6 protein-coding genes and 1 pseudogene are annotated in these 12725 nt (G+C 70.3%); 1 reads left to right on the top strand and 6 read right to left on the bottom strand.

Annotated elements, in window-relative coordinates; genetic code table 11:
• Positions 1 to 129: 129 nt before the first annotated feature.
• From AC069T_RS10405 to AC069T_RS10380, 6 genes and pseudogenes are all read right to left on the bottom strand, one after another.
• Positions 130 to 1311, bottom strand: coding sequence for a cellulose-binding domain-containing protein (locus AC069T_RS10405; RefSeq protein WP_478782337.1), 1182 nt, complete (start codon positions 1309 to 1311; stop codon positions 130 to 132).
• A 99-nt stretch (positions 1312 to 1410) separates the two neighbouring features.
• A complete protein-coding gene (locus AC069T_RS10400) occupies positions 1411 to 2793 on the bottom strand; it encodes a cellulase family glycosylhydrolase (protein WP_478782336.1) in 1383 nt (460 codons plus the stop codon).
• A gap of 782 nt (positions 2794 to 3575) precedes the next feature.
• Positions 3576 to 5792 carry a glycoside hydrolase family 3 N-terminal domain-containing protein gene (locus AC069T_RS10395; protein ID WP_478782335.1) on the bottom strand — a complete coding sequence of 739 codons (2217 nt, stop codon included), beginning with the start codon at positions 5790 to 5792 and terminating at the stop codon, positions 3576 to 3578.
• A gap of 124 nt (positions 5793 to 5916) precedes the next feature.
• Positions 5917 to 7044: a glycoside hydrolase family 12 protein gene (locus AC069T_RS10390; protein ID WP_478782334.1), complete on the bottom strand. Its 1128-nt coding sequence runs from the start codon at positions 7042 to 7044 to the stop codon at positions 5917 to 5919.
• Between the two features lie 438 nt (positions 7045 to 7482).
• Complete coding sequence (locus AC069T_RS10385) at positions 7483 to 9891, bottom strand: glycoside hydrolase family 9 protein (protein ID WP_478782333.1); 2409 nt, start codon at positions 9889 to 9891, stop codon at positions 7483 to 7485.
• Between the two features lie 411 nt (positions 9892 to 10302).
• Positions 10303 to 10407 (bottom strand): annotated as a pseudogene (locus AC069T_RS10380) (LacI family transcriptional regulator); the annotation flags it as partial.
• 104 nt (positions 10408 to 10511) lie between these two features.
• On the opposite strand from AC069T_RS10380, the gene AC069T_RS10375 reads away from it, so the two are divergent.
• Positions 10512 to 12722, top strand: coding sequence for a hypothetical protein (locus AC069T_RS10375; RefSeq protein ID WP_478782332.1), 2211 nt, complete (start codon positions 10512 to 10514; stop codon positions 12720 to 12722).
• Positions 12723 to 12725 lie beyond the last annotated feature (3 nt).

Genomic DNA, 12725 nt, shown 5'->3' with positions numbered 1-12725 from the left:
GGGGGGGGGGGTGGGGAAGGCTGATGTGGAAAGAGAGAAAGGGGAGTCGGCTGGGGGTTTGTTGTAGTGGTTGGTTCGGGAACGGGCCGGGGCGGCCGCGACGTCGCGGCCGCCCCGGCTGACTGGCTCTCAGCAGCCGATGGGGGCGGAGCCCACGGCCACATCGTCGAACCACAGGGTGTCGTCGCCCGTCCCGTAGCTTTCCCAGCCCAGGCGCAGGGCGTTGGGCCGGGGTGGCGTGGTGCGGGCCAGCCATTGCTGATCGATGTCCTGCGTGGGGACACCGTCGGCGTGCAGTCCCGGAATCCGCTCGTCGCCCAGCCAGGTGTCGAGACCGGGAGCGGCTGTGTCGATCGCGAAACGCAGGCACTGCCAGCTGCCTGTGGGCAGCGGCCTGCTCAGCGCCACACCGGCCGGGCTCTGCGCGGGCAGCGTGGCGTCGTCGCTCTCCCGGTTCCACTGCAGGGCGCCGTTCTGGCCCCCGACGCGCAGGCTCCGCCCACCCTGGGAGGTATCGGGCAGCGAGACGAAGGTGACGTGGGCGGACGGGAGCACTGTGGTATGCCTCACCCACATGCGTACGTACATCACCGGACCGACCGAGGACAGGTCCGCGGTGGCGGCGACGAAGGCGTGGTTGCAGTAGCCGGCCCGGCCCTCGACGCGCAGCGATCTGCTGCCGCTGTGCGCAACCGCCCTGTCCACGGCGGCCGTGCCGGTGCCCTGGCAGTCGGGTGCGGTGAACCGCCAGGCGCCGGACGGAGCGGAGCCGGTCTGGTCCTCGAAGTCCGAGCAGAGCACTGCGCTGCCGCAGTCCGCGCCGGGCGCCGGGGGCGTCGGTGGCGGAGTCGTGGGCGGCGGGGTCGTGGGGGGCGGGGTCGGCGGCGATGTGCCGTCACCACCGCAGGGCACGCCATTGAGGGTGAAGTCGCTCGGCGCGGGATCGGCCGTCCGCCAGGTCCCCTGCAGGCCGAAGTCGGCGGTGCCTCCGGTGGCCAGCGTGCGGTTCCAATCGGTGCTGACGGCGACGACGGATCGGCCGGTCTGGGTGACGGTCGCGTTCCACGCCGATGTCACCTCCTGGTCGCCGGTGTAGGTCCAGGTCAGACGCCAGCCGTTCAGTGCCGGGCCCAGATTGGTGATCTTCATCTGCGCGGTGTAGCCGTTGGTCCACTTGTTCACGGTGTAGTCGACCCGGCAGCCGGACTCCGCACCGCTCGCGGACAGCGCCGTGAAACCGGACAACAGCACGACCACCGCAAGGACCGCCGTCCAGGGGCGGCGCGGTGGTCGCGGGTGAGTGACGCGCACGTGTGCCTCCGAGGTAGTGGGCGTGGAGGAGCGGATGACTTGGGAGTGCTCCCGACCGGTCGGGACGGGGCTCCGGTCCAACCGGAGCCCCGTCGGCGGTCAGCTGGTGGGGAAGTTGTCGGCGGTGCTGATGCGGTTCTTGAGCAGTGTTCCGGATTCGGTCAGTACGCTGCTGCTGCTGTAGTCACTGCCGTTGCAGGTGCCGGACTTGAACGCCGCACTGCTTTCGGAGGCGTCGGAGTAGGTCCAGTTCGCGTAGCTGATCTTCAGTTGATCGAGCAGGTCCAGCCAGGCCGTGGTGCTCGCCCGGTCCATCGCTCCGCCGCCGGTGGCGCTGACCGTGCCGAACTCGGTGACGAACAGCGGCAGTTTGGCGGCTGCCCGACTCACCGTGGCCCGGTAGTTGTCCTTGTGACTCGCGGCGTAGAAGTGGAACGCGTACATGATGTTGGTGGCGTTGACGGGGCTGTTGACGACCTCGGTCTCGTTGGAGCCGTCCGAGACGCCGAGCGAGGACCAGCCGCGGGTGCCGACGATGATGACGGCGTCCGGGTCGGCGGCCCTGATCACCGGGATGACCTGCTCGGCGTAGTTCTTGATGGCCGCCCAGCTGACCCCGTTGGGCTCGTTGGCGATCTCGTAGATCACGTTCTTCTTGCCGGCGTTGCGGGCGGCGACGGACGCGAAGAACGTCTTGGCGCGGTCGAGGTTGTAGTTCGGGTCGCCGGGCGTCAGGGTGTGGAAGTCGATCAACGCGTACATGCCGCGGGCCTCGGCCATGTCGACGAGGCTGTTCACGCGGCTGGTGAAGCCCGCCGGGTCGGTCTCGTAGCCGCTCTCCTGCACGTACATGGCGATGCGCAGCAGGTCGGACTTCCAGTCCTTCGCCAGGGCGTCGAGGGACGCGTTGTTGTAGCACTTGCTGAACCACTGGATGCCGTGCGTGCTCATGCCCCGCAGCTGTATGGGGCGGTTGTACTGGTTGCACAGGTTCACGCCGCAGACGTGGAGCTGTCCGTTGACGTCGACGGGAGTGCCGCCGGTGCCCGGGGTGGGCGGCGGAGGGTCTTCGTCACCGGCGGAGCCCGTACAGGCCACACCGTTGAGGGTGAAGGCCGAGGGCTTGGGGTTGGCGCCCGTGAAGGAGCCGGTGAAGCCCAGATCGGTTGCCGCGCCGGTGCCCAGGGTGCGGTTCCAGTCGACACTGGCGGCGGTGACCGCGGAGCCGGACTGCGTCCAGGTGGCGTTCCAGCCCTGGACGACCTTCTGTCCCGCGTCCGGCATGGTCCACTTCAGCGTCCATCCGGTGACGGGGGCGCCCAGGTTCGTGACCTTCACCCCGGCCTGGAAACCGCCCTGCCATTGACTGGTGATCGTGTAGTCGACCTTGCACCCCGTGGCGGCCGTCGCCGGGGGCCCGGCCAGTGCGGTGAGACCGAGGGCCGTGGCGCAGGTGGCCAGTAAGGCCAAGAAGCGTTTCAACGTGTTCCTCCTCGTGCGATGCGGAAACAGCTTATGGGAGCGCTCCCAAACCCCGTCGGGCCGAGACCGTACACCGTGCGTCGATGCGCGTACAGAGGTTCGACCGCCGAAGGGTGCGGCGGCGCGGATGGCCGTGCTCTGGGGCGAACGCTGCGCCATCCGCGCCGAGTTGGAGTACTCGCCGGGTGCCTTCCGATCTGCCCCGAGGGGGGCTCGTGGGCGGCGACGAAGAGGTGTGAAGCCATGACGCGGAGGCGGAGATCGATCCCTGCGCGTAAGGGGCTGCCGCACATGTGAGCCTGGTCCGGGGGCACAAGCCTCGGCTTGTCCGGTCGCGCCGGACCCGTTGACGAAGCGCTTGCTACGACCGGGCCCGGAATGTCGGTGACCGGAAACTCCACCGCACGTAAGGCGGCACCGGCGATGTCACCGGCTCGGGGCCCGTACGACACCCCTCAAGGGCTCACGGCGAACCCGCCCTGACTTCACGGGCCAAGGCGGGTTCGCGGCCTTCGGCCGGGAGGCACCGCCGTGCGGTGGGAGCCCGGTCTCGCCCGCCCGTGCTGCGGGTGGCGGCCGGGCGGGGAAAGCAGCTTGTCAGCGGCTGGTCGTCCTCCGGGGGCAACCCGGCGTTCTGCCGGTCTTGTCGGCCGGTTCGCGGGTCGCCGCCCGGGTTCGGGACGCCGACGCACACATGACGCCGAGGGTGGCACCTCCACACCGACGTTGCCGGCCCGCGGTCTCTCCTCGGTCGTACGGTGCGGGCGGTGCCGGTCGTATGGTCAGGAGGCGGTGCACTGCGGAGCCGGCGCGCCCGCGGTGCCGTTCGCGGTGAAGCCGAACGACGTGGTCGCGCCCGGTGCCGGCGTGCCGTTGTGGGTGACGTTGCGGACGGTGGCCCGGCCCTGCGCCACGCTCAGCGAGCCGTTCCAGATATTGGTGACGGTCGACCCGCCCAGGTCCCACTCGACCGACCAGCCGGTCAGGGGTCCGGTCCCGGTGTTCTTGACGGTGATCTCCGCCTGGTAGCCGCCCGTCCAGGAGGAGGCCACCCGGAACTCGGCGCTGCACGCCTTGGACGACGGAGACGGCGTCGGCGTCGGGGTCGGCGTCGGGGTCGGCTCCGGGGCCGGTGTCGTGTCGTAGGACAGGCCGTAGCCGTACGGGAAGAGCGGCGTCTTGCCGTCGCCGTCGTTGATGGGCTGCTGGGAGACGCTGTTCATCCACGTCACCGGCAGCTTGCCGGTCGGGGCGTAGTCCCCGAACAGCACGTCCGAGACGCCGTTGCCCTCGGTGCCCGGCAGCCAGCCGGCCAGCAGCGCCTTCCAGTCGGGCAGTTGGGCGGCGATGTCGAGCGGGCGCCCGGAGACCAGGACCACGACGACGGGCACACCGCTCGCCTTCAGCCTGGCGAGGGTCTGCAGGTCCTCCTGGTCCAGCCCCATGCTGCCCGGGCGGTCGCCCTGCCCCTCGGCGTACGGGCTCTCGCCGACGACGGCCACGGCGGCCGTGTAACTGCCGTCGATCCCGTTGCCGTAGCGGTCGTAGGCGACCCGGGACGGATCGGTGGCGGTCGACCGGATGCCCTGCAGGATCGTGGTCCCGGGTGTGACGGCGCCGCTGCGCCCCTGCCAGCCCACCGTCCAGCCTCCGCTCTGGTTGCCGATGTCGTCGGCGGACTTGCCGGCCACGAACAGCTTGGCGTTCTTCGCCAGCGGCAGGATGCCGCCACTGTTCTTCAGCAGCACCTGCGAGGCACGTACGGCCTGCCGGGCCAGGGCGCGGTGCTCGGCGGAGCCGACCCCGGAGGTGTACGAGCGGTCGGTCAACGGGCGCTCGAACAGACCCAGTTGGAACTTCCTGGTGAGGACGCGGCGGTTGGCGTCGTCGATGCGCGCCTGGGAGATCCGGCCCGCGCTCACCTCGCCGCGCAGCAGGCTCAGGAACTTCTTGTAGTCGTGCGGGACCATCACCATGTCGACGCCCGCGTTGACGGCCGTGGTGATCTCGGCGCCGGTGAAGCCGGTCTGCCCGTCGAGTTGGTCGACCGCGGCCCAGTCGGAGACGACGAAGCCGTCGAACCCGAGTTCGCCCTTGAGCACGTCGGTGACCAGGTACTTGTTGGCGTGCGATCGCACGCCGTTCCAGCTGCTGTAGGAGAGCATCACCGAGCCGACACCCCGGCGCACCGCCTCCTTGAACGGCGGCAGGTGGACGGCGCGCAGCTCGGCCTCGGACACCTGGGTGCTGCCCTGGTCGATGCCGCCGGCGGTGCCGCCGTCGCCCAGGTAGTGCTTGGCGGTGGCGAGGACCGAGGCCGGGCCCGCGCCCAGGTTCTCGCCCTGCAGGCCGGTGACGAACGTCGCCATCGACGTGGGCAGTTCGGGCTTCTCGCCGAAGGACTCATAGGTCCGGCCCCATCGGTCGTTGCGGGCCACGCACAGGCAGGGGGCGAAGTCCCAGTCGATGCCGGTGCCCGCCATCTCCTCGGCCACCGTGCGGCCGACGCGCTGGACCAGGGCGGGGTCGCGGGTGGCGCCGAGAGCGATGTTGTGCGGGAAGATCGTGGCGCCGCGCACCGCGTTGTGCCCGTGCACGGCGTCGATACCGTAGATTATCGGGATGCCCAGCGGAGTCCCCAGCGCGGTGCGTTGCAGGGAGTCATAGGTGTCGGCCCAGGTCTGGGCGTTGTTGGGACTGACGGTGGAGTCGCCTCCGGAGAGCACCGACCCGATGCGATAGGTGGCGAGGTCGGAGGACGGGACCAGTGCGTCCTTCTCGATCTGCGTCATCTGGCCGATCTTGTCGTCGAGCGTCATCCGGGACAGCAGATCGGCGACACGGTCCGACACCGGCAGAGAGGGGTTCTGGTAGGGCAGAGCGGCGACGGCGGAGGCTCCGGAGGGCGGGGCGGCGGCGGTCAGCCCCGTCAGGGTCAGCGCCACGGCACACAGCGCGGCCACCAGGGCCGGGCGGCGGGGGGACGGCGAGCGGTTCATGCGGACAGGCCTTTCCGGGACGGTCGGCACTGGGGGAGTTCCGGGGCCCGCCCTGTCGGCGCAGGGAAGAAGAGCGAGCCCCGGAGCAGGTGGGCACGGCGGGCTCACAGGCCCGCCGGTCGGGTCATGCGAGGGTGCAGGCGGTGCCGTTCAGGCTGAATGCGGCCGGCTTGGCGAAGGTGCCGCTGTAGGTCCCCTGGAAACCGAACGACTGACTGCCGCCCGCCGCGATCCGTGCGTTCTGGGACAGTCCGCTTGCCGTGACCGCCCCCGAGGACGGGGTGATCGACGCGTTCCAGGCGTTGGTGATCCGCTGACCGGAGGGCAGGGTGAAGGCGAGCTTCCAGTTGTCGACGGCTGCCGAACCGGTGTTGCTCACCGTGACGTTGGTGGTGAAGCCGCCCTGCCAGACGTTCGTGCCGTACGACACCTTGCACGCGACCGGGCCGCCGGGGTCCCCGGGGCCGGTGCCACCGGTGTTGACGGTCGACGAGAAGGAGTTCACCGACAGCCCCGCGCCGTTCTGCCAGGGCTCGAAACCGGCCTGAATGCTCGTCAGGTACCAGTTGTTCTGCGCCAGTCCCCGCGCCACGGCCTGCCGGACGAAGTCCATGACGTCGAAGCTCCAGCTGCTGATCGCAGACGGGGCGACGAAGGACAGCACGTCGTTGCCGCCGTTGTTGCCCGACCACACCTGCCAGCTGCGCCCGCCCACGGTGGCCGTGCCGACCTGGGAGCCGACGGGCTGGATCGAACCCACTTTGTTGAACCAGACCATGATCTCGGTCCGGTTCACACCGTCCTTGCGCGGCGTCGGGTCGAGCCAGATGTCGTACGCGGCGTCGTAGACCGCGTTGCTGACATAGCCGTACGAGATGCTCGTGGGGGCGCTGGAGATTGTGCTGAGCTGCGCGGGGAGGTTGGTACCCGGCGAACAGTTCGTGTAGTGGCAGCCGTTGAAGATCGACGGGTACGACTTGGGGGCGCCGTTGGTCGGCACGGAGCCGTCGGCCTGGGTGACCCTGAAACCCGTGTCCGAGACGGAGACGCACTGCGTTTCGCTGGTGCCCCAGCGGTTGTTCTGGACGACGTAGCGTCCCTGGACCGTGGTCGATCCGAACTGTTCGCAGATCGTGGTGTCGGCTTGTGCCGGTGCCGTCGTGGTGACCAGCGCGGCGACGACGGTGAGAGCCGTGAGGAGCGTTCCCAACAGGCCGCGCAGGGCGCGGAGGTGATGCGGTGACGATCGCATGCGGGGGCCTCTCGTGAGACTGCGGGGGACGAACCGGCGGGAGCGCTCCCATCACCCCCCATGGTGGGAGCGCTCCCACTTGTGGTTCGGACGAGGACTTTAAGAGGCTCCCATGTCCCTGACAAGGGAAAGCGCAGCGAACCGTCGAAGGATTTTCGAACCGGCAGGTCAAGTCGGTTGTGCGAAAAGCAAGTTCTGGCTTGGGAGCGCTCCCGAGACGTGTCGCGCAAGCTCTGGAGAGCCGGGGAGGGCCACGCCGAAGGGCCCGGTGTCACCGGGGGCGGCGGCGACACCGGGCTTCCGTGCCCGTCGGGCGCGTCTGGTGACAGCGGCGCGGAACTACCCGCCGTCCGGGGCTTGGTTGAACCTGGTCAGGATCGTGTGGGCCTGGGCATGTCGTGGTGACAGGTGGCAGCCGTACTGGGCTTCGCCCCTCGCTCAGGTGCAGGGGCGGCCGTTGAGTGTGAACGCCGAGGGGGTTCCCGCCGCCGTGCCGCTCGACTGGAAGCCGAAGCCGGCCGTACCGCCCGCGGGAACGGCCCCGTTGTGGCCGGCGTTGACCGCGGTGACGGCCTCTCCGGACTGGGTCACCGTCGCGTTCCAGGCGTTGGCCACTTTCTCGCCACCGCGGAACGAGAAGCCGAGCCGCCATCCGTCCAGAGCTGTCGTCCCGGTGTTCTTGACCTGCACATCTGCGGTGAATCCGTTGTTCCAGGAGGAGGCGACCGTGTAGGTCACGGCGCAGGAGCCGACGGGACCCGGCGTGGGCGTGGGCGTGGGCGTGGGTGTGGGTGTCGGACCGGGCCCGGGGGTGCTGCCGTCCGGCGGAGTGCCCCACTGTCGCTCCGACCCCTCCAGCAGAACGAGGTGCGGGGCGTTCACCGGGGTGCTGCCCGGAGTGGTCGCGATGCCGCTGTAGGACCAGTCGTTGGCCGGGTCCCAGGCGCCCGACGAGCTGATCCTGAACTGCACCTCCTTGCGGTACGCGGACTGGCCGGCGGGCGCGATCACGGCATTGGAGCAGTCCACGCCGACGTAGTACACGTCGCCCTCGTACCGGGTCGGGCCGGACACCTTGCCGCACTGGTTGTAGTTGGTGGTGAGGCTGATCTGGTCCGGGCGCACCCCCGGTTCGAGCGTGAAGTAGTAGCGCAGCGAGCTGTTGGTCAGGGCCCGGGCCGGCCAGGCGGACTTGTTCACGAGGTAGGCCTTGATCTCGGTGAAGGTGGCTCCGGAGGCGTTCACCGAGGCCTGCACCGACATCTCGGGCCCGTCGGGCTGCTCGGGCCTGGGGAAGTCCGCCAGGGGCGCGCCGCCGTACTCGGCGTACAGACGCGCCAGCGCTCCGCTGAAGGCCGCGTTGTAGTCGGTGGCGACCTCGTTGTTCACATAGTTCTGCCGGTCGTCCGTGTAGGCGTCGTCCGGTGCGCTGGGGCCGCCGACGAGGGCTCCGTAGAGGGTGTGACGGCTGTCGGCCGGGCTGGTGATCTGGTCGGTCCACGAGGCGTGCGCCGTGCGGTGATGGGGTTTGGTCGGCGGGTTGGCGCCGAACCCGACGACGTAGCTCGACTTGCGCGGGTTGTCGCCGAGCGCGTAGTTGATCTGCCGGACCGCGAAGTCGTGGTAGCGGGCCTTGCGGTCGGGGTCGCCGGTGAGCCGGTCCGAGTGGATGAGTGCCGCGAACGCCGTGTTGGCGCTGTAACGCAGAGAACCCCAGCTGTCGAGGACGGCCTGGCCGCCGGGGGAGTAGCGCACGCGGTTCCCGTTCACGCCGACCGTCCACCAGTCGAGCCAGCGGTTGGCGTCGTCGAGGTACCGCTGTTTGCCGGTCAGCTGGGCCAGCAGGACGTACGCGCCGTAGGAGGAGTCGTCCCAGGACAGCGTCCAGCGGTAGGAACGGGTGGAGGTCTGCGGCTCGGTGGACAGCTTGTCGTAGTAGCTCTCCGCCTTGGTCAGGTAGGCCGGGTCACCGGTTGCCTTGTACAGCCAGATCGCGCCCCAGACCAGCTCGTCGTTGTAGCCGCTCCAGGAGTTGTAATAGCTCTGGGCGTCGGTGATGCAGTCGCTGTACTTGCCCCGGTAGGTGTCGGCGAAGCCGTACAGCTGTCTGGCGTGGGTGAGCAGCTTGTCGGCGTAGGCGGCGTCGCTGTCGGCGAACACCATGGAGGAAGCCGCGAGGGCCGCGGCGGTCTGTCCGGCGAGGTCCGAGCCGGGGCAGGAGGCGTCGATCTTGTAGGCGGGCCGCTCCATGGGCATGACCTCGGCCGGGCCCCACCAGGCGTGGTCCTTGGCGCCGTTGCCGACCTGCCCGTACAGGACGTCGGCCGACGGATGTGCCTTGACGAAGTAGTCGTCGACGAACTTCAGGTTGTTCTTCAGGTGCGTCCACTGCCCGGCGGAGGTGTAGGCGGCCCGCTCCTCCAGTGCGCCCCAGGCCAGGACGGTTGCCGAATACGCCATCGGCAGGCCGAACTTGACGTGGTCGCCGGCGTCGTACCAGCCGCCGGTGAGGTCGAGGCCCACGTCCTTGCCGTCGTTCGACGCCGAGTCTCCGCGCCAGTCGACGCGGTTGGTGGACGGCAGCTTTCCGGACTGCTGGGCCTCGTAGAAGAGCAGGGACTTCTGCAGGGCCTCGCCGTAGCTGAACGTCGGTGCGGCGGCCGACGGGGAGGCCGCGGCGAGGGGCAGCAGCAGGCCGCCGGTCAGCGCCGCGGCGAGCGCGGCGGCGGGACCTGCCCGGCGGCGTCGGCGCGGGATCGGGCGGGAGACGGTGGACGGAGGCGGATCGGCCTGTCCGCGGTGGCGGAAGGGATGCGGGCGGGGGACTCGGAGCAGGTGCGGGCGCAACGGTTCGTCCTTTCCGTACGGGTGTGCGGGGAGGATCGGAGTCGTGCCGTGCCGTGTTCGATCTTCTCGGGCCGTGCCGTCGCGCCGGGCGCTGAAGTGGGCCACCTAGGGCCTGTCGTTTGGATCATGCCGGCGTCGCGGGGTCTGGCACGCACATCTGCGGCGTTGTCGTCGGTCGCCGACGCTCCGCGTCGACTCCCTCCTCCGCCTTGCAGCTGCACGCGCCAGACCCCGCTCGGGTCGGTCAGGACGAACCGTCGGTCACAGCCAGCCTGATCCAAACGACAGGCCCTAGGCCTGCCCTGATCTCTGCGGATGTGTTGGTACGTCAACCAGGTGTGGGAGCGCTCCCACCCCGTTCGTCATGAAGCCAGGGGACGTCACGCGTGTCAAGGGGTGACGGACGGATCGGGCGGAGTCGCGGACCGCCGGCTCCGTGCGCAGGATGACGTGCCGCCAGGCCGGCGCCGGGTCCTCCATCGCCTCCAGGAGCAGTCTCACCATGGTCCGGCCGATCGCGTACCCCCGGTCGGCGACGGTGCGCTGCACGGTGCGGCGCGTCGAGTCCTTCGAGTCACTTTCGGGCCGCGTGGCACAAGCAATGGCCATACCCAGTCGGCATGTGCCAACTGGCGCTTTCTGTCGACAAGTTGCTGCCGTCCGAACGGGTGCTCCACTACGCTCCGTGCGACATCGACACCCGCCGATCGGCGGACACGTACGGCGACGGGGGAAGCCGGATGGCCGCGGGACTGGGTTTCGAAGGACTCCTTGAGGACAAAGGGTTCTTCCCCAGGCTGCTGGGCCGCAGTGCCCGGGGCCGCGGCGAGAGGCTTCTGTACGGGCCGGACCTGCCCGTCGTGCTGCTCACGGGCGGGCCGGGCATGGGCAAGCAGCGGCTGCTGGAGCTGCTGCGGGACGAGTTCGGACGGAAGCTGCCGGTGGCGTATGTGGACTGTGCGGACGTCCGGTACGCGGAGGACGCCGAGCGGCGCCCCTCCTGCCGCTCGGCGGCGACGGAAGCGATGTACGACCTCGCCCTGCGGATGGGTGAGTGGGAGGGGCCGGGCGGGGCTCTGCCCACACCTCGGTTCTTCGCGGGCCTGGCCGCGGTGGCGGCGGGAGCACGGCTGCGGCGGCGCGAGCTGGAACAGGAACTGGAGCGCTACCGGGCGCTGTTGAAGCCGAGCAGCGGACTCGGCCGGTTCGCCCGCAACCTGGTGAGCGGCTACCTCAACCAGCTGGCCGGGGTGGTCGCCCCGGCGGCGGCACCGCTGGTGGGGGCCGCGCTGACGGAGTTCATGGAGAAACTGGCGCGCACCGGCGCCGAGCCGGTGCACGCCACCTACGGCGAGTACCCCGGTGCCGCGGGCGGCGCCGCCACCGGCCTGCGGATGCTCGCCCACGACGTCCAGCAGGGCGCGGGGGACCGACAGTTCGCCGAGAGGTTCCTCTTTCGTGCTCTGCGCGAGGACCTGGATGCCGCCTACCGCGGCCCGGGCGCCGCGCTCACCCGGGTCGGCCGTCCCGCGGTGCTGCTGCAGCACGCCAACTGGCCGGTGGGCCGCGCCCTGCTGGCGGCAGCACTGGGCGACAGGGCCGATGGCCATCGGGAGCGCACGGTGCTCATCGCGAGCGAACGGATGGCGGAGCCGCTGTTCCTGGCTGACGAACCGCACACCGAGGAACTTGCCGCGTACCGGCCGGACCAGGAGGAACTGCCCGACTGGCGGCGGCTGCCCGCACGCGGCCGCCTGGGGCAGGGTGTGCTTCTGCTGCGGATGCCGCTGCTCACCACCGAACACATCCACCAGCAGTTGCAGCGGCACACGGGCGGAGCACCGCAGGCGGCCAGGCTGCGCAGAGCGCAGAGCGCGGTGCAGCGGCTTTCCGGGTGTCGCCCCCGGATGGTGCAGCGGCTGGTCGAGGCGGCCGGGGAGCTGCCGGAGCTGGACAACGACCGGGAGCTGCTGGACCATCCCGCGGTGCTCGACGGGGAACCCCGCGCCGTCAGGGAGGTGTTGCTGACCGAGCTGGTGCTGCGCCAGTTGCCCGAACTGCTGCCCCTCGAGCACACCGCCCACTGGCTCGATCTGCTCACTCAGCTGTCGGTCGCGCACACCGGCGACTGCGCTCGTGCCCTGCTGCGCGATCCGCGCCTCGAACGGATGGCCAACGGGCTCACCGCCGACGACGTGCAGCGGTATCTGCTGGAGAGCGGATGGCCGGCCTGCGAGCGGCACTTCATCGGCGACTTCGGCCTGCGGCAGCTGCTGATGAGCCGGCTGCACGGACCACCGCAAGCGGGCGCCGAATGGCGTCGCAATCACGGCCTGCTGCACGCCCATTACCGCAGCAGGGCCGAGTCCCCCGACCGTGCCTTCGGTACCACCACGGCACACGGCCTCAACCACGACCTGGTCGCCAACGGCCCCGACCGTGCCGTGCACCACCTCGCCGCGGCGTTCCCCGCGAGCGGTGTCGGCGCCGAGGAGTGGTGCGACCAGCTGCTCGCGCTGGCCCAGGCCCCCTCTCCGGGTGGCCACGACGAGCGGCACGCCCGGATGACGGTGGCCCGGGTCGAGGGCGGCAAGCTGGAGCGCCAGCTCGACGAGCTGCTGCACGCGGTGTGGCTCTGCGAGGAGCGCACCCGGCCGCCGGACACCGTCGCGGCCGAACGGATGGTGCAGCTGCTGCATGAGCTGTCCCGGGAGTACGCGGGGGCCGCGCCCGTGCTCACCGGCCGGGCCGGGCAGTGGGGGCGCCGGGCCCGCAACCGGCAGCCGCTGCAGTCGTGTTCCTGCACCGCTGACATAGGAGAAGGGGGCTGAGCG

The sequence above is a fragment of the Streptomyces sp. NPDC043867 genome (genome assembly GCF_056435845.1).
The sequence above is the reverse complement of the archived record's forward strand: the minus strand, read 5'-3'. Positions and strand labels throughout refer to the sequence as shown.

Excerpts from the sequence above, each read along its gene's own strand:
- AC069T_RS10390 (WP_478782334.1), bottom strand. The coding sequence starts at position 7,044 with ATGCGATCGTCACCGCATCACCTCCGCGCCCTGCGCGGCCTGTTGGGA.
- AC069T_RS10395 (WP_478782335.1), bottom strand. The coding sequence starts at position 5,792 with ATGAACCGCTCGCCGTCCCCCCGCCGCCCGGCCCTGGTGGCCGCGCTG.
- AC069T_RS10375 (WP_478782332.1), top strand. The coding sequence starts at position 10,512 with ATGTGCCAACTGGCGCTTTCTGTCGACAAGTTGCTGCCGTCCGAACGG.